Consider the following 16,448-nt stretch of genomic DNA (forward strand, 5'->3'; position numbering starts at 1 on the left):
AGTGTCTTCGAGAGTAGCCCCATTCCTTGCGCCCGTGAGATGTGGCCGAGGATAGTCGAACGAGCTTCTGGCTCAAAACGGCCCCCCGGATGGCAAAGCTTCCCGCCGCGGGTCATCGCCTCGCCCGTCCCGCTGTTCAACGACACGGCGGCTGCAATCCGAGCGGAAATGTTGAGCTTTCCTGGCGTCGAACCTATGGTGATGCGGGGTGGGTGACGACGATAGGACGCTTGCACGGCGATGCCTGATCACGACGTAGAGGGGGACGGCCATGACGGCGACTTCCTGGGAGCCCTCCCTGCCGGCACACGATTGCAACGCTATGAGCTGATCTCCGTCCTGGGGCATGGTCAGTTCGGCATCACCTATCTTGCCCGCGACACGGAACTGGGGCGCGAGGTCGCGATCAAGGAGTACCTGCCGATCGCCCTGGCCCTGCGCAAGGGCGGGACGACCGTCGCGCCGCGCTCGTCGGCCCTGAAGGCGGACTTCATCTGGGGCCGCGAGCGCTTCCTGGAAGAGGCCCGCACGCTCGCGACGCTCGATCATGTGCCGGCCGTCGTTCATGCCTTCGACTTCATGGAAGCCAATGGCACGGCGTACATGGTGATGGCGCTGCTGCGCGGCGACACGCTCGAGGAGCGTCTGCACCGCGACGGGAAGCTGCCGGGGCCGATCGTCGAACGGATCCTGGGGCGACTGCTCGACGGATTGCAGGAGGTTCACAAGGCCGGCTTCCTCCACCGCGACATCAAGCCGGCCAACATCATCCTCGATGCAGCGAACGATCCGACCCTGATCGATTTCGGGGCCGCGCGGATTTCCCTGGCCGGCCGGACGGCGGCCATGACGGCGATCTTCACGCCCCGCTATGCCGCCGTGGAGCAGGAGGACTTCGCCGGCAAGCTGGGACCGTGGACCGACATCTACTGCCTGTCGGCGACCCTCTACCACGCGATCACCGGCCAATCGCCGCCGCGCGCGATCACCCGCGCGCTGAACGATGTCTACAAGCCGCTGGTCGAGCTCGCGCCGGCAGGCTTCACGCATCGCCTGTTGGCGGCCATCGACTGGGGACTGGCCCTTCGGCCCGAGGACCGTCCGCAATCGATCGCCAGCTGGCGGCTGGCGTTGACGACAGCCGAGCCTTCCCATGACCGTGCCGCCGCGGATGACGACGGCAACGCAACGATCATTGGCCCGCACAGGCGGTCCCAGGCCGCATCGAGGCCGGTAACCGGCGTCCCTGCATCCACACTGCCTGTCGTTCCGCCGATCCCGCCTCCATCCGCCCCGACGCCTGTACCACCGCCGCCCGGCGTCCCGGCAGCGCCGCCGCCCGCGCGACGCCGCGGCGTCCTGTTTGCCGCGATCGCGCTGGCGCTCATCCTCCTGCCCGCCGGGGCGTATTGGGCCCTGAGGGCTGGGCTGGTGCCGGCGGCGGCCGTGGATCCGAAGCCCGCGCAAGTGGCGAAGCCCAGCGCCGAGGAGGAAGCACGACGAAAGGCGGAGACCGAGGCAGCGGCCAAGGCCGAAGTCACGCGGCGGGCACGGGAAGAAGGCGGCACGGAGGGCGGCGCAGTCGACATCATCGAGAGAGGGAACGAAGAGGCGAGACAGAAGGCAGAGCAGGACGCCCGCCAAAGGACCGCCGGCGCGACAGCGGCCGCCACGGCCGGCGACGAGGATGCGGCCCGCAAACCCACGGATCTCGACGTGATCAGGGCGCGTGGCATGGTGCTCTGCGGGGTCTCGTTCGGGATCGCGGGCTTCTCGGTGCAGAGCAGCCAGGGCAAGTGGAGCGGCCTCGACGTCGACACGTGCCGCGCCGTCGCGGCGGCGATCTTCGGCGATGCCGACAAGGTGAAGTTCGTGCCGACGACGGCGCAGCTGCGCTTCGTCGCCCTGCTGTCGCGGGACATCGACCTGCTGGCGCGCGCGACCATCTGGACGCTGACGCGCGACACCGCGCTTGGCTTCGACTTCGTCGGCATCAACTACTACGACGGACAGGCCTTCATGGTGAGCAAGAAGCTCGGCGTGAAGAGTGCGAAGGAGCTGAACGGCGCCACGATCTGCGTGCAGCCCGGCACCACCACCGAGTCGAACCTCTCCGAGTACTTCCGGGCCAACGGGATGACCTACAAGCCGGTCGTCATCGAGAAGGTCGAGGAGATCGGCGCGGCCTTCTTCGCCGGTCTCTGCGACGTGCTCACCTACGACGGCTCGAGCCTCTACTCGACCCGCGCCGTCCATGCGCCCCACCCGGATGACTACATCATCCTGCCCGAGATCATCTCCAAGGAGCCGCAAGGTCTGGCGGTGCGCCACGGCTACACTCAATTCGCCGACCTCGTGCGCTGGACGCTGCGCGCCATGATCGCCGCCGAGGAATACGGCATCACCTCGGCGAACGTCGACGAGATGCTGAACAGCGAGGACCCGGCGATCAGGCGCATCCTCGGCGTGACGCCGGGCCTCGGCGAGGCGCTCGGGGTCGACGAGCGGTGGGTCTACAACATCGTCAAGCAGGTCGGTAACTACGGCGAGGTCTTCGCGCGCGATCTCGGCCAGGGCTCGCCGCTCAAGATCGATCGCGGCCTCAACAACCTGTGGACCAAAGGCGGCCTGCACTATTCGCCGCCGTTTCGCTGACTCGGGGATCGGGTGACGCGACCGCGCCTTCACGCCCGATCGAGCGCCCGCCCGGGTCGCATCGCGACTCAGATTCATGAGCGAGCGAGACGCTCGCGGTCCGCAAGAGCATGACCTTGATCCCTCGCTGCGCTTCCTTTCGAAGCGATCACGCTGCGGTCAGACCCCGGACTTGTCGACCCCGAACAAGCTCTTGAAATCGCCCGGCTTGATCTTCTTGGTCGCTTCGAACAGGCGGGCCGCGTCCATCGACTTGTCGAGCCACGGGAGGGACGGAAATGCAGCGTTGAGGTTGCACGCCTTCACGAGGACATTGGCGATCGTTCCCTTTTGCTGATCTGCCGGGTTCGACCGGAAGTACTCGTAGTATGCCGTGCTGGCGCGAGCAGCCTGGATGGCTTTCTCGCCAGCCGGATTTATCCGGTATATCTCGTACAGCTCGTGTCCCAGGCCGCCTTCCACCAAAGGATATTTGGTTCGCAACTCGCGTGCCTTGTCCTCGCCAAAGGCATTGACGAACTCTTTCTTCGATTTCGCGTACATCATGTTCATGTAATTGACCTGGACCTCTCCGGTGAACGAGCCGTCCGTCACGAAAACGGTGTAGCCGGAGTAGCCGCACGCATTGTCTTTCGGCTCGACGCTCTTCGCCTCCTTTTCGACGAAGCCATTCACGCCGCCCCTGATCCTGTCGAAGAAATACCGCACCAGCCAGTAGGGCCTGTCCTCCGGTTGCACCGGGTGCTCCATCGCCAGTGTGCAGCGGGCGATGTCCTTGATCTTGCTCCAATCGCCTTTGTATTCCTTCCAGACCTTGACCTCGGTTTCCGGGAACTTCTTTTCGCCTCCGAGGGTGCGGATGAAATCTTCTCCGGGAACATGCGTCTCCGCGCCGGGGGGTGCAACCAGGAGACGAACGGGCTGTCCGAGCACCCAGGCGAGCTGCTCGCGGACGTGCTCCGCCGCTTCGAGCAGCCGGTTCTGCATGCGGCTGTCCAGGAGGTCCGCATACGGCTTCGTTGCCTCCCTGGCCTTCTCGGCAGGCATCAAGGGATGGGTGCCCTTCCAGCCGCGCAGATCGGACGACATGAATGGATTCTTGGTCACGGAAACTCTCCCCGGCAGCCATTCCTCGCAGGCATGATAGCGATGGCATTGCCGAAAGTCGCGAACAGTCCAATCCACTTTGAGAAAGGAAAGTGGTCCGACCACTGCCGCTGTGCCGGCCGCGCGACGTCACTCCACGCCTTCTGTCGGAGACAGTCGATGTGCTGGCGCGCACGACCAAGAGGCACCGCAGTTTCGGTGAAGCGACGCTTGGGAAGAGAGACTCGTGCTTGTCGTCACCCTCGCACGGTCCGGGTTTACCCGCACGGGAACCAGCGCCGCCAGGGTACGTTTTCAGGCCATATCGGCGCTGGGTTTCTTCGACGAGATGGTCTCGCGTCACCGCCTCGGGCACGTCGGCTCTTCAAGCGCCTCGTTGGCCGATCTCGCGGGCTTCCAGTTCCGGAGGACCGGGCAGCGCGGCGATATTCTGGCGCGAGGTCGCCAACAGGAGGACGTTGTCTCTCATCCCGATCGCCCTGCTGATGATTGCAGGCGCCAGTCTGGCCGTGATCGTCGTTGTCGCTCACCGCGAATTGGCAAAGCGGCGGGATCGTTCCTGACGTCGAAAGCGTGGCCTGCTGTCCATAGCCACAGCCCGGAACCGGCAAAATCACCGCAAAGCCCGTCGACCGAAACCATGCTGGAAGATCGTCGGATCGCCATCCGCGGTCGGCAGCACCCGCTGCGCCGCTCGCTCGAATATCGGCGCCAGCACGCAGGCCTGGTTGCACGACGCAGGCAGACATCGCGCGCCAGAGCGCGGCCGATGACCTCAAGGCGCGCAGGAGCGCCGCCGCCTATGCTCACCGTGTCCGGAGACAAACCGGGCTGAGCCAGGCCGCCTTTGCCGAGCGCATCGGCGTGCCGATCGATACGATCCGCAACCGGGAGCAAGGCAAGCGCCTCCCCGCCGGTCCGGCAAAGGCTTTGCTGAAGATCATCCATCAGGCGCCCGAGGCGGCCTTGGCCGCCCTCGAGTAAGCCACGCTGGCCGCGCCGTCCCGCCCTCACCCCGCCCGCGCCCGCCGCTTGGGCCACAGCCCGAGCACCAGCAGCACCACCGCCACCACCGCAAACCCCGTCGACAGGGTGCTGTGAAAGAAGATCGTCGGATCGCCGTCCGAGATCGCCAGTGCCTGGCGCACCGAGCGCTCGAAGATCGGCCCCAGCACGTAGGCCAGGATGACGATGCCCAGGTCGAAGCCGTGCCGCCGCAGGCCATAGCCCACGAAGCCGAACAGCACGGCGATCGCCACGTCGACCGGGTTGCTGCTCGAGGAATAGACGCCGATCAGGCAGACCACCAGGATCATCGGCGTCAGGTAGGCGCGCGGGATCTGCAGGATGCGCACGAACAGGCCGACCAGCGGCAGGTTCAGGATCAGCAGCATCACGTTGCCGATATACATGCTGGCGACGACGCCCCAGAAGACCTGCGGCTGGCGCTCCAGGATGGTCGGGCCCGGCGTCACGCCATGGATGATGAAGGCGCCGAGCAGCAGCGCCGTGATGGCGTTCGCCGGGATGCCCATGCAGAGCAGCGGCACGAAGGCGCCGGCGGTCCCCGCATTGTTCGCGGACTCCGGCCCGGCCACGCCCTCGACCGCGCCCTTGCCGAACTCCTCGGGATGGCGCGACAGCTTGCGCTCCATGGCGTACGACAGGAACGAAGCCAGCACCGCGCCGCCGCCCGGCAGCAGCCCGACCAGGAACCCCAGCGCGGTGCCGCGCAGCGTCGGCCCGACCGAGCGCCGCGCCTCTTCGCGCGACGGCAGGAAGCCCAGCACGCCCGACGGCGCCGGCAGGATCTTCATCTCCTCGGCCGTCTGGCGCGCCATGAACAGCACCTCGGAGAGGCCGAACAGGCCGATCGCCAGCGGCACCAGGTTGACGCCGTCGCCCAGCGCCACAATGCCGAAGGTGAGCCTGGGCGTCATGCTGATCGGGTCGCTGCCCACCGTCCCAAGCAGCAGGCCGAACGCCGCCATCAGCAGCGCCCGCGCCAGCGAGCCCGACGACATGTAGGTGACCATGGTGAGGCCGGCCAGCATCAGCATGGCGTACTCGGCCGGCCCGAACTTCAGCACCAGCTCGGCGAGCGGCGGCGACAGGAAGGAGATGCCGATCACGCCCACCGTGCCGGCGAAGAACGAGCCGATGCCGGCGATGCCCAAGGCGGCGCCGGCGCGGCCCTTGCGCGCCATCTCGTAGCCGTCGAGGCAGGTCACCACCGACGAGGCCTCGCCCGGGATGCGCATCAGCACCGACGTCACCGTGCCGCCATAGGCGACGCCGTAATAGATGCCTGACAGCATGATGATGGCCGACGTCACGTCCATCTTGAAGGTGATCGGCAGCAGGATGGCGATGGTGGTGAGCGGCCCCAGCCCCGGCAGGATGCCGACGACGGTGCCCAGCAGCACGCCGACGAAGCAGTAGAAAAGATTGTCGAGCGACAGCGTGACCGCGAAGCCCTGCAGCAATGCTTCCATGGTCAGCTCCTCCCCAGCGTCTTCGCTGGGGAGGTGTCCGCGTCTTCGCGGACGGAGGGGTCATAGGCCGGGAGCGCGCCACTCCCGTGGCGCTCATGCGTTGCCCGGCCCAGAAGAGGATGAGCGCCACAGGAGTGGCGCGCTCCCAGCGAAGACACGAGCACCCTCACCGCACCCACGTATAAAACGCCCGCTCGACCGGCCCTTCTGGCAGATCGACCCGCAACAGCCACCCGAAGCACACCATCCCGATCACCGCCGCGCCGACGCCATACCCCAGCGCTGCAGCCCACGACCGCCGCTCGGCGAAGCGCACGATGACGACCGACACCGCGATCGCCGTCGCGACGAAGCCGGCCCACGCCGCCCCCGCCGCCAGCACGACAAGCGCCAGCGCATAGAGCGCAAAACAGCGCCGCGTCTCCGCCGTCGCCGCCACCGCTTCGGAATCGCCCTCCTCCGTCTCCCCAGCCCGCCCCGGCGCCACGAAAACAAGAACCGCCAGCGCGACGCAAATCCCAGCCACCAGCTGCGGGAAGAACCCGGCGCCCGGCCCGTCGAAGCCCCAGCTCTCGAGCCGCAGCGCCTGCCACAGCCCGACCAGCGCCGCCGCCAGCAACCCCAGCGTGGCGAGGCGCGCGCCGCCCAGGCGCGCGAGCCCGCTCCACCGGCTCATCGAACGCCCCGCCAACGGTTCGTCCCGCCCGCCTGCCTCGACCCGCCTACCTGCCTCGGCCCACCCGCCTGCCTCAACCCGCCAGACCCCTTCATCACGCCGGCTTCTTGGCCATGCCGGTTTCCTTCAGGATCGGCACCAGCTCCGTCTCGATCGACTTCAGGAGCGCGCCGTAGTCCTTGCCGCTGCGCCACACCGGCTCGATGCCGAGATCGTCGATCTTCTTGCGCACGTCGTCCTCGGCCATGACCTCGGCCAGCGCCTTCTCCAGGCGCTCCTTGATCGCCGGATCGACGCCGGCGGGGAGGGCATAGCCGAACGGGCCGTTGGTGACGGCGTTGTAGCCCAGCTCGCGCAGCGTCTTGACGTCGGGATAGTAGGGCCAGCGCTTCTCGGCCGCCGAGGCGAGGAAGCGCAGCTTGCCGGCCTCGATCTGCGGCCGCATCTCGGTGACGGTCTGGATCACCGCATCGACGTGGCCGCCGATCGCCGCCGTCACCGATTCGACGCCGCCCGGGAACACGACCCAGCGGAACTTGGCGCCGGTGAGCTTGGCGAGCTGGAACATCGCCACGACGTTGGTGACGTTGTTGGAGCTGTAGGTCTGCTGCTTCTGCTTGCCGGCGGCGATCAGGTCCTCGATCGACTTGATCGGCCCGTCGGCGCGCGCGCCGACGCCGTAGCGCAGCGCCGCCACCTGGCCCAGGATATCGAACGCCTTCCACGGCTCGTAGGTGACGTTCATCATGTTGGGCACGGCGATGTGGGAGGAGATCGCCACCAGCCCGAACGTGTGCCCGTCCGGCGTCGCCTGCGCGAGCGTCGTCGGCCCGAGTGCCCCCGCGCCGCCGACGACGTTCTTGACGATGACGGTGGCCCCCAGCTTCTTCTCGAGCGCCTGCGCCAGGATGCGCGCCGTCAGGTCGGTCGCCGCACCCGGGGCATTGGGATTGATCAGCGAAATTTCGCGCGCCGGCCACTTGCTCGACTGGGCGATGGCGGGCGCAGCTGAAGCCGTAGCCACGGCAGCAGCCAAGGCGCTGCCGCCGCGCAGGACGGTTCTACGACGCAGACGCATGATGACTACTCCTCCCGTGGGTCCGGCTGGCGCCGGAGGACGCAACTGCGGCCGATGAATGCCCATTCACCAGCGCGACTGCAATGGGCTCTTGGCCGCACATTTCGCAGCGACAGGCGACCGGCGACCCGTTCACTGAAGACAGGCCAAGCCCAATTCTGGCCGCTGCAACGCCTATAGGCCGCGCCGCCTCAGGGCTGACCCAGACTAGCTAGTGCAATGGACCAGATTTTTTAGTCGCGAAGTCTAGTCCATTGGAGTACAATAACATGTGGTTCGGGCGGCTCCCGTCACCGTGGTCGAGACCCCGGAGTTCCTGGCTGCCACTCGCAAGCTGATGGACGAGGCCGATCGGATGCTGTTGGTCGACTACCTCGCCTACCATCCGACGGCAGGCGATCTCGTACCCGGGACTGGTGGCGTCCGAAAGCTGCGCTGGGCGCTGGAGGGACGCGGCAAGCGTGGCGGCGCGCGCGTGATCTATTTCTACCATGACACCGCCATGCCGCTGTTTGCCCTGACCGCCTATGCCAAGAACCAACAGGCCGACCTGAGCCAACGGGAACGCAACGACTTCAAGCGCCTCACCGCCCTGCTGGTCGAAGCGTTCAAAAGGAGAAAGCGATGAGCAAGGTGGCGAACAGCATCCGGCGGGGTCTCGAAGAGGCCGTGGCCTATGCCAAGGGCCAAGCCGACACCAAGACGTTTCGCGTCCACGTCCCCGCGGCCATCGACGTGAAGGCAATCCGGTCGAAGCTCGGCATGACCCAGGAGGAGTTCGCCGGCCGCTTCGGCTTCAGCGTCAACACGCTGCGCCATTGGGAACAGGGCTTGCGCCAGCCGGAAGGTCCGACCCGCGCCTATCTGCTGGTTATCGACCGTGCGCCCAAGGCTGTGCAGAAGGCCCTGCAGGCGGCGTGACCTGATACCATCCCGAGCGCCCGGACGAGCCCGAGCACCGATCCTTTCGTAGACCCCTCGGTCTTCGACTTTGCAGCGCATCTCCATCAGCTGTGCACCGTCCGGACCTCACGATCGCCTGGATGCGGTGCCCCTGTTTGCCGACTTCTGGGATGCCGTGGATGCGGTACAGCGGAGAGAGGAATCAACCCATGACCACGCTGAAGATCGGTATCGCCAGCTACAAGGAGATGAAGGCCCGCACCATGGCCGTGGCGCGCGGCGAGCGACGCATCACGGCGGCAGAACCGAAGGTCTGGTTCACCTCGATGCCGGCTTCGACGTGCTGATCGCCTGCGCCTTCAACTACGAGGCGCACACCACGGAGTTCAGCAAGCTCGGCCGTCTGCCGGTGCTCAAGGCGCGCATGAATGCCGACCTGCACATGGCGGAGGACCTCAAGAACACCGGCAAGGGCAACCTGTTCGTGGTGTTCGGCGAGCCCGACATCGACCTGCTGCCGCAGAAGGACGGCCGGATGCGCGTCAAGGTGAAGGGCGTCGACGTCTTCAAGCCGCAGACCGGGGAGGTGGTGAGCGACGGCGCCGACGGCATCGCCTGCTGGTTCATCGACACCGACTACAACGAGGAGAGCTTCTTCGTCCGCCACGCCTACTTCCTGGGCGCCAACGATCCCTATGGCGCGCTCCAGACGACGCTCAGGGCCGAGATTGATCCGGAAGGCTGGGCGACGCTGCACAGCGACACCTCGCGGCCGTTCGAGAAGCCCAGGAGCGGCCGCATCGCCGTGAAGGTCATCAATCACCTGGGAGACGAGGTGATGAAGGTGTTCCGGGTCTGACGCGCTTCCCGGCCAGCTATCGAAGACCCGGTCGTCCCGGGTGGCCGGCCGGAATTCTAGCAAAATTAGCGAATTTATCGTCTGCCGATAAATTCGCTAATTCCCTATACTTCCACCATGGACCCCGTCACCAACCCGTTTGCCCCGGGCGTCGAGCCGGCTTCCGAGTTCATAGAAGATCTGATCGTTCCAAGAACGCATTGATGCAGGCGCCTTTGGGAGCAACCTACTCGATACGGAAGTCCAGCTTTCGCCAGAGATCGAAGTCGTTCATCCAAGGAACGCCCATCGTCATGCAGACGTCGGGCAACTTGCGGTTGGATCGCTCTTTCTTCGGGCTCGAAACCTCACGAGTCACCACTATCCTGCCAACGTCGCCCAACGCCGCTGCGACAAGGAACGGGTCGCGGCCGATCTTTTCGACTTCGACATCGTTCAAGTCAGGGGCATAGCCCCTGGAAATCACTGCGGCTACGGTCGTGCCGTTGGTCGCCTCGGGCAGTATGATTGCTTTCTTCACATCCGGGCGGCGAAGCCATTGACCCAGAAGATCGGGCGAGCCCGCAATCTCGTCATAGATCTCGCGCGGTGTCTTGATGTGACCTGCCTCCGCCATGGCAAGCAGCCATTCCCAGAAAGGCTTGATCCGATCGATCGGGTAGTAGTCGGCATGCGCCCGGATGAGCACGTTCGCATCGACGAGGTGAAGCGTCATGCCGCTCGTCGACGTTCGCCCAGGAGCTGATCTACCGCGGTCGGCGCAACGCCGAGAATCCTGGCCGCCTTCGTGTGCGTAAGCACGTCACTGCGCAACGCGCGCCTCACAGTATCGAGAAGCCCGGAGCCGAGCCGGGATCGCCGGACAACGTAGTAGCCAGGACCAGCCTCCTCCGGATCACGGGTTTGCCGCATGCGATTGCGCTCGCCCCGCCAGCGGTCGGCAAAGACGCGAAACATCGCCGTTGCGACCTGGTCACTGATTCTGGCGTTCTCCCAGAAGCGGTAGGTGACCACCGCTTGGGAAACGTTCCAATTCCGGGCGATATCCTGCGTCAGGGACAGAGCACCTTGGAAGTCCAACTCCACGGTTCCAGCGGCTTTCAGCGGCTCGAGTGCCTCCGGCGGCAGGAGGAACTCGCCCGCAACCTCATTGCAGAAGCGTTCAACTGCGTTGGGAGGGGGACCGAGAAGCGGACCGCTGACCCCGGTGGCACCGATCCAGATATGCGCCAGCTCGTGCAGAAGGGTGAAGGAGCGGGCAGCGGTCGCGTCATTGTCGTTGATGACGACGAAGGGCGCCATGTCGTCCGCGAGGGCAAAGCCGCGGAAGACGTCCTCGCTCACGTCGGAGTGATGCGACCCGAGATCTCCAAGCAGCAGGACGAACACTCCCGCCTTCTCTGCCGCGGAGCGCAGGAGCGTAAACAGTGCTGCGGCATCTCTCGCTTTCTTCTGATCCACGGCGGAGACGCCGAGCGTCGTTCTGATCGACGCCGTTACGTTCTCCACGCCATCGCTCATCCGGGAAGAGGCGACGAACGCGAGGGGCTTGTTGTCTTCGTCCTCGATCAATGCCTCCCGCAGCAGTTGCTGACGCGTGCGCACGTCGCGGATAAGCGCATCGAGCATCGCATTGTCCCGCGGGGAATGCGCTCCTGCCACGGTACGGAAATCCTCGCCTCGTTCTCCGCGCGCCGGGGGAGCGGGCAAGTAGAAGGCAACCAGCGGACGGCGGTAAGCCGCGGCTGCCCGCTGGAGCATTCCCTGACTGATCGGGCGTTTGCCGCCCTCAGCCTCTAGGAGCTTCTGCACGGCGCTTGCACGACCGGTGCTCGTCAGGCCGAGCTTCGCCGCCGCCTCTTCGGGGGACAACCCGGCGGTCTCGCGAGCCCAGGACAGTATCCCGGGATTGATCTGTACGCCCTTTGTCATCTGGCCGGGCTACCTGCCTTGAGCTGACAATACGACGGACCCGGCCAGGGCGTAATCCCTATCCTCGGCCCAGGCCATCCGGTCGGCACAGACGGAATTGCCTGCCCTGGCAGCCATGACGATCACCCTTTTGGAGCTTCCGGACGCACAGGCCGGTCGACAGTTTCGGCGCGCCATGCCCTCCGTCCGCGGTCTCGCGTCTGGTCATGGCGCGGGGGCAATGGCACCTTGGCCCCGACATCGAACGAAGGAGACGTCATGGCGATGCGCATTCTCTGGCCGAACTTGCCGGCCTGGCTCGTGCCGGTCGCGACCGAAGCCGTCGGCTCCGGGTTCGAGCTGGAGTTCCGCGAAAAGTTCGACGACGTCAGCGACGCGCAATGGGCGACGGCCGATGCGGTGGTCGGCGGTTGCCCTCCGCCCTACATCGACAAGCTGCAAGCCTGCCGCATCTTCGTGAAGTACGGCGTCGGCTACGACGACGTCGACATCGAGCGTTTCGGAAAGCTGGGCATTCCGGTCTGCAATGTGCCGGACTACGGCACGCGGGAGGTCGCCGACCACGCGATCGCCATGATGATGACCCTCGCGAAGAGCGTCGCCTATCACGATTCGGAACTGCGCGCCGACCTGAAGGGCAACTGGCGCCCGCAGCATAATCCGTTCGGACGCCGCCTGTCGGTGTGCACGTTCGGGGTCGTCGGCATGGGCCGGATCGGCACCGCGGCGGCGCGCCGCGCCAAGGCCTTCGACATGGACGTGGTGTTCCACGACCCCTACCAGCCGAGCGGCTACCAGTTCGCGATCGGCGTGCGCCGCGCCGACACGCTCGCCGAGCTGATGGGGCAATGCGACTTCGTCAGCATCCACACGCCGCTGACCGCCGAGACGCGCGGCCTGATCGGCGCCGCGGCGTTCGCCGCCGCCAAGCGGGGCATGATCCTCATCAACACCGCGCGCGGCCCGGTGGTGGACATCGACGCGCTGCACGACGCGATGAAGGACGGCACGGTGCTGGCGGCCGGGCTCGACGTGCTGCCGGAGGAGCCGGCGAACCCGCAACGGCGGCTGATCGCGGCCTGGCAGAACAACGAGGGCTGGATCCGCCATCGCCTGCTGCTGACGCCGCATTCGGCCTTCTACACGCCGGAGAGCATGCGCGATAACCGGGCCTTCGCGGCCCGCACCGCGGCGCGATTCCTGCGCGACGGACGGCTCGAGAACTGCGTCAACAAGCACTTCCTGATCGCGAAGGGCAAGAAAAATGGACCAACCGAGCTTTGACTTCATCGTCGTCGGCGCCGGCTCGGCCGGCTCGGTGCTGGCCAACCGGCTGAGCGCCGACCCGCGGCACAAGGTGCTGGTGCTGGAGGCCGGGCGCGAAAGCCATCCCTGGTCGTGGATCCCGGTCGGCTTCGCCAAGCTGATCAACAACCCCGGGGCGAACTGGCTCTATGCCTCGGAGCCCGAGGCGTCGACCGGCCAGCGCCGCATCGCGGTCCCGCGCGGCAAGCTGCTGGGCGGCTCGTCATCGATCAACGGCATGGTGTTCGTGCGCGGCCAGGCGCAGGACTACGACACCTGGGCGCAGCTCGGCAATCGCGGCTGGAGCTATCGCGAGGTGCTGCCGATCTTCCGCGACATGGAGAGCTTCCAGGGCGATGCCGACGAGGAGTATCGCGGCCGCAACGGACCGCTGAAGGTGACCGAGAGCAACGAGAGCGGCGCGATCTACGACGCGCTGATCAAGGCCGCTGCCGAGGTCGGCATCGCCTACACCAGGGACTACAACGGCGCCACGCAGGACGGCATCGGCATGACCCAGGCGACCATCCGCGGCGGGCGCCGCATGAGCACCGCGGTCTGCTACCTCGATCCAGCCCGCGCCCGGCCGAACCTGACCATCGTCGCCAACGCGCTGACCGAAGGCCTGCTGCTCGACGGCAAGCGCTGCGTCGGCGTGCGCTACACCGTGGGTGGCCAGCAGCGCGAAGCGCGCGCCACCCGCGAGGTGGTCGTCAGCGCCGGTTCGATCAACTCGCCGCAGCTGCTCGAGCTCTCCGGCATCGGCCAGCCGGAGCGGCTGAAGGCGGCCGGCATCGCGGTGCGCCACGAGCTCAAAGGCGTGGGCGAGAACCTGCGCGACCACTACTCGCCGCGGATGAAATGGACGGTGCCGCCGGCGCTCGGCATGACCTACAACGACAAGATGCGCGGCCTCGGCCGCGTCGGCCAGGCGCTGCGCTACGCGCTCAACCGCAAGGGGCTGCTCGGCCTGCCGGCAGCGCCGATCCGCGCCTATGTCCGCACCCGCGCCGGGTTGGAGGCGCCTGACGCGGCGATTTCCTGGATTCCGTTCCTGGTGGGCGAGAACTTCCAGCTGGCCAAGGCCTCCGGCATCACCGCGATCACCAACATCCTGCGCTCGGAGAGCACCGGCAGCATTCATGTCGTGTCGAGCCGGCCCGACACGCCGCCGGCGATCCGCTTCAACTTCCTGAGCGCCTCGCTCGACCGCGAGGTGACGCTGGAGGCGATGCGCATCACCCGGCGCATCATGACGGCGCCGGCCATGGCGGGCATCGCCACCGACGAGATCGCGCCGGGCGTGAACATCAGCGCCGACGACGAGCTGCTCGACTGGGTCAGGAACAACGCCGAGACCACCTACCATCCGGTCGGCACCTGCAAGATGGGCGTCGACCCGATGGCGGTGGTCGATGACCAGCTTCGTGTCCGCGGCCTGGCGGGGCTGCGCGTCGCCGATGCCTCGATCATGCCGACGCTGACCTCGGGCAACACCAACGCGCCGTCGATCATGATCGGCGAGAAGGCCGCGCGGATGATGCTGGCATCGACCGTCCAGGCCGTCGCGGCATGAGCTCAAGTCCGGAAGGTCATGCTCGATCGGGCAGGGCTGGACTTGTCGCTCGCGCGGTCGCGGCACGCCCGCTGAATCCGTGAGACAGGTTCGCATGGCGCGGCCTGCATTTCGCAAGACAGGACGCTGCCCGAGGACGCCGTTGTTCACTGCCGCTCGATCCACCACGCTTGGCGCGACATCCCGGATAGGCAGAGAACATCATGATGCGCCTTCGAGCAGCCATCGTCTCGATTCCCCTGATCCTGCTGGCGGCGGCGGCCCACGCCCAGAAGTCGGGCGGCACCCTGCGCGGCCTGCTCGGAGACAACCCACCCAGCGCGTCGCTGCACGAGGAAATCACCGCGTCGGTCGTCGTGCCGCTGATGGCGGTGTTCAACAACCTGGTGATCTACGACCAGTCGGTGGCACGCAACACCTTCGACAGCATTCGGCCCGAGCTCGCCACCGGCTGGACGGTCAGCGACGACGGCCTGCAGCTGCGCTTCGCGCTGCGCCGCGGCGTGCGCTGGCACGACGGCAAGCCGTTTACCGCCGCCGATGTCGGCTGCACCTTCGACTTGCTGCTCGGCAAGGGCGAGCAGAAGCTGCGCCAGAATCCGCGCGGCATCTGGTACGAGAACGTCGAGCGGGTGAGCGTCGACAACGAGTTCCAGGTCACCTTCCACCTCAAGGCGCCGCAGCCCTCGCTGCTCGCGTTCCTGGCCGCCGGCTGGTCGGCGATCTATCCCTGCCACGTGCCGCCGCCGCAGATGCGCCGCCATCCGATCGGCACCGGTCCGTTCAAGTTCGTCGAGCTGAAGAGCAACGAGCGCGTGCGGCTGGAGAAGAACCGCGACTACTGGAAGCCCGGCCGGCCCTATGTCGACGCCATCGAGCACTCGATCATCGCCAGCCGCGCAACGCGCATGTTGGCCTTCACTGCCGGCCGTGCCGACATGACCTTCCCGTCCGAGGTGACCGTGCCGCTGCTCAACAGCCTGGTGAAGGAGGTGCCGGCGGCGCAGTGCACCCTGCGGCCGCTCGGCGTTACCTACAACGTGATCATCAATCGCGACGTCGCGCCGTTCGATGACGCCCGCCTGCGCACCGCCCTCGCGCTCACCATCGACCGCAAGGCGGTCGCCGACATCGTCAGCGAGGGCAAGGACCTGATCGGCGGCTCCATGCTGCCGCCGCCGGCCGGCGTCTGGGGCGTCGGTGCCGACGCCCTGAACGACCTGCCGGGCTACGGCGGCGACATCGCCGCGGCGCGCGAGAAGGCGCGCGCCCTGATGCGCGAGGCGGGCTACGGCCCCGACAAGCGGCTCAAGATCAAGGTCAGCACGCGCAACACCGCCTCCTACACCGACCAGTCCGTGATCCTGATCGACCACCTGCGACAGATCCACATCGATGGCGAGCTCGAGACGATCGAGAGCGGCGTCTATTTCAATCGTCTCTACCAGAAGAAATACACGGTGGTGGTCAATGCCACGGGCAGCTCGCTCGACGACCCCGACCAGCACTATGCCGAGAACTACGGCTGCGGCGCGCCGCGCAACTTCAATGGCTACTGCAGCCCGGCGCTCACCGCCCTGATCGTCGCCCAGTCGCGCGAGCGCGACGTCGAGCGGCGGCGCGGTATCGTGCGCGAGATCGAGCGCAAGCTGGCCGGGGACGTCGTCCGCCCGATCATCACCCATCCGGTGGCCGCCGCCTGTCAGCAGCCGTACGTCAAGGGCATGACCATCATGGTGAACAGCATCTACAACGGCTGGCGCTACGAGGACGTCTGGCTCGATCGCTGACGCGGGACCGCACGCGTGGGCACGGCCGACGATCCGGCACGACGATCGCGGGCGCCCGTTCCGTCCGGCTCC

The 16,448-nt window shown here is 66.6% G+C and carries 16 protein-coding genes and 1 pseudogene; 11 read left to right on the top strand and 6 right to left on the bottom strand.

All coding sequences use genetic code 11. The features are described 5' to 3' along the window. Positions 1 to 240 precede the first annotated feature (240 nt). Positions 241 to 1,092 (top strand): annotated as a pseudogene (locus ACILR9_RS00475) (serine/threonine-protein kinase); the annotation flags it as partial. 498 nt (positions 1,093 to 1,590) lie between these two features. Beyond that, on the top strand, positions 1,591 to 2,655 hold the full coding sequence (locus tag ACILR9_RS00480) for an amino acid ABC transporter substrate-binding protein (protein WP_395708172.1): 1,065 nt from the start codon (positions 1,591 to 1,593) through the stop codon (positions 2,653 to 2,655). 159 nt (positions 2,656 to 2,814) lie between these two features. On the opposite strand, the gene ACILR9_RS00485 is transcribed toward ACILR9_RS00480, so the two are convergent. After that, positions 2,815 to 3,762, bottom strand: a complete 948-nt coding sequence (locus ACILR9_RS00485; RefSeq protein WP_395707909.1) for a hypothetical protein — start codon at positions 3,760 to 3,762, stop codon at positions 2,815 to 2,817. A gap of 226 nt (positions 3,763 to 3,988) precedes the next feature. Here ACILR9_RS00485 and ACILR9_RS00490 point away from each other — a divergent pair, with 226 nt between their 5' ends. Together ACILR9_RS00490 and ACILR9_RS00495 are read left to right on the top strand one after the other, a co-directional pair. After that, entirely contained in the window at positions 3,989 to 4,597 is a 609-nt protein-coding gene (locus tag ACILR9_RS00490) for a hypothetical protein (protein WP_395707910.1), read from the top strand. After that, a complete protein-coding gene (locus ACILR9_RS00495) occupies positions 4,594 to 4,746 on the top strand; it encodes a helix-turn-helix domain-containing protein (RefSeq protein WP_395708173.1) in 153 nt (50 codons plus the stop codon). The genes ACILR9_RS00490 and ACILR9_RS00495 overlap by 4 nt, the downstream gene beginning before the upstream one ends. A 26-nt stretch (positions 4,747 to 4,772) precedes the next feature. Here the strand turns inward: ACILR9_RS00495 and ACILR9_RS00500 are convergent, their stop codons facing one another. The 3 genes from ACILR9_RS00500 to ACILR9_RS00510 all read right to left on the bottom strand — a co-directional run bounded on the left by ACILR9_RS00500 (position 4,773) and on the right by ACILR9_RS00510 (position 8,011). Then, positions 4,773 to 6,257: a tripartite tricarboxylate transporter permease gene (locus tag ACILR9_RS00500; RefSeq protein ID WP_395707911.1), complete on the bottom strand. Its 1,485-nt coding sequence runs from the start codon at positions 6,255 to 6,257 to the stop codon at positions 4,773 to 4,775. 166 nt (positions 6,258 to 6,423) lie between these two features. Further along, on the bottom strand, positions 6,424 to 6,933 hold the full coding sequence (locus ACILR9_RS00505; protein ID WP_395707912.1) for a tripartite tricarboxylate transporter TctB family protein: 510 nt from the start codon (positions 6,931 to 6,933) through the stop codon (positions 6,424 to 6,426). Positions 6,934 to 7,027: 94 nt separating this feature from the next. Further along, positions 7,028 to 8,011 carry a tripartite tricarboxylate transporter substrate binding protein gene (locus ACILR9_RS00510; protein WP_395707913.1) on the bottom strand — a complete coding sequence of 328 codons (984 nt, stop codon included), beginning with the start codon at positions 8,009 to 8,011 and terminating at the stop codon, positions 7,028 to 7,030. Positions 8,012 to 8,306: 295 nt separating this feature from the next. Here ACILR9_RS00510 and ACILR9_RS00515 point away from each other — a divergent pair, with 295 nt between their 5' ends. From ACILR9_RS00515 to ACILR9_RS00530, 4 genes are all read left to right on the top strand, one after another. After that, positions 8,307 to 8,639, top strand: coding sequence for a type II toxin-antitoxin system RelE/ParE family toxin (locus tag ACILR9_RS00515; RefSeq protein WP_395707914.1), 333 nt, complete (start codon positions 8,307 to 8,309; stop codon positions 8,637 to 8,639). After that, positions 8,636 to 8,932, top strand: coding sequence for a helix-turn-helix domain-containing protein (locus tag ACILR9_RS00520; RefSeq protein WP_395707915.1), 297 nt, complete (start codon positions 8,636 to 8,638; stop codon positions 8,930 to 8,932). The genes ACILR9_RS00515 and ACILR9_RS00520 overlap by 4 nt, the downstream gene beginning before the upstream one ends. Positions 8,933 to 9,123: 191 nt before the next feature. Then, complete coding sequence (locus tag ACILR9_RS00525) at positions 9,124 to 9,261, top strand: hypothetical protein (protein WP_395707916.1); 138 nt, start codon at positions 9,124 to 9,126, stop codon at positions 9,259 to 9,261. Then, the gene (locus ACILR9_RS00530) at positions 9,255 to 9,773 is read left to right on the top strand and encodes a DNA methylase (RefSeq protein WP_395707917.1); all 519 of its coding nucleotides are present in this window, start codon (positions 9,255 to 9,257) and stop codon (positions 9,771 to 9,773) included. Before ACILR9_RS00525 ends, ACILR9_RS00530 begins: the two co-directional genes overlap by 7 nt. 226 nt (positions 9,774 to 9,999) lie before the next feature. Here the strand turns inward: ACILR9_RS00530 and ACILR9_RS00535 are convergent, their stop codons facing one another. Next, on the bottom strand, positions 10,000 to 10,488 hold the full coding sequence (locus tag ACILR9_RS00535; RefSeq protein WP_395707918.1) for a DUF4411 family protein: 489 nt from the start codon (positions 10,486 to 10,488) through the stop codon (positions 10,000 to 10,002). Beyond that, a complete protein-coding gene (locus tag ACILR9_RS00540) occupies positions 10,485 to 11,705 on the bottom strand; it encodes an ImmA/IrrE family metallo-endopeptidase (protein ID WP_395707919.1) in 1,221 nt (406 codons plus the stop codon). The genes ACILR9_RS00535 and ACILR9_RS00540 overlap by 4 nt, the downstream gene beginning before the upstream one ends. A 258-nt stretch (positions 11,706 to 11,963) precedes the next feature. Between ACILR9_RS00540 and ACILR9_RS00545 the strand changes: the two genes are divergently transcribed. From ACILR9_RS00545 to ACILR9_RS00555, 3 genes are all read left to right on the top strand, one after another. After that, complete coding sequence (locus ACILR9_RS00545; RefSeq protein WP_395707920.1) at positions 11,964 to 12,989, top strand: C-terminal binding protein; 1,026 nt, start codon at positions 11,964 to 11,966, stop codon at positions 12,987 to 12,989. Then, a complete protein-coding gene (locus tag ACILR9_RS00550) occupies positions 12,970 to 14,586 on the top strand; it encodes a GMC family oxidoreductase (protein ID WP_395707921.1) in 1,617 nt (538 codons plus the stop codon). The genes ACILR9_RS00545 and ACILR9_RS00550 overlap by 20 nt, the downstream gene beginning before the upstream one ends. 203 nt (positions 14,587 to 14,789) lie before the next feature. Continuing rightward, positions 14,790 to 16,376, top strand: coding sequence for an ABC transporter substrate-binding protein (locus ACILR9_RS00555; protein ID WP_395707922.1), 1,587 nt, complete (start codon positions 14,790 to 14,792; stop codon positions 16,374 to 16,376). Positions 16,377 to 16,448: the final 72 nt, after the last annotated feature.

It is taken from the genome of Reyranella sp., assembly GCF_044224635.1.
Lineage (GTDB): Bacteria > Pseudomonadota > Alphaproteobacteria > Reyranellales > Reyranellaceae > Reyranella.

What these genes read in the sequence shown, in the direction of transcription:
- ACILR9_RS00520 (WP_395707915.1), top strand. Translation starts at nt 8,636, where the DNA reads ATGAGCAAGGTGGCGAACAGCATCCGGCGGGGTCTCGAAGAGGCCGTG.
- ACILR9_RS00555 (WP_395707922.1), top strand. Translation starts at nt 14,790, where the DNA reads ATGATGCGCCTTCGAGCAGCCATCGTCTCGATTCCCCTGATCCTGCTG.
- ACILR9_RS00505 (WP_395707912.1), bottom strand. Translation starts at nt 6,933, where the DNA reads ATGAGCCGGTGGAGCGGGCTCGCGCGCCTGGGCGGCGCGCGCCTCGCC.
- ACILR9_RS00525 (WP_395707916.1), top strand. Translation starts at nt 9,124, where the DNA reads ATGACCACGCTGAAGATCGGTATCGCCAGCTACAAGGAGATGAAGGCC.
- ACILR9_RS00545 (WP_395707920.1), top strand. Translation starts at nt 11,964, where the DNA reads ATGGCGATGCGCATTCTCTGGCCGAACTTGCCGGCCTGGCTCGTGCCG.
- ACILR9_RS00535 (WP_395707918.1), bottom strand. Translation starts at nt 10,488, where the DNA reads ATGACGCTTCACCTCGTCGATGCGAACGTGCTCATCCGGGCGCATGCC.
- ACILR9_RS00500 (WP_395707911.1), bottom strand. Translation starts at nt 6,257, where the DNA reads ATGGAAGCATTGCTGCAGGGCTTCGCGGTCACGCTGTCGCTCGACAAT.
- ACILR9_RS00550 (WP_395707921.1), top strand. Translation starts at nt 12,970, where the DNA reads ATGGACCAACCGAGCTTTGACTTCATCGTCGTCGGCGCCGGCTCGGCC.
- ACILR9_RS00540 (WP_395707919.1), bottom strand. Translation starts at nt 11,705, where the DNA reads ATGACAAAGGGCGTACAGATCAATCCCGGGATACTGTCCTGGGCTCGC.
- ACILR9_RS00510 (WP_395707913.1), bottom strand. Translation starts at nt 8,011, where the DNA reads ATGCGTCTGCGTCGTAGAACCGTCCTGCGCGGCGGCAGCGCCTTGGCT.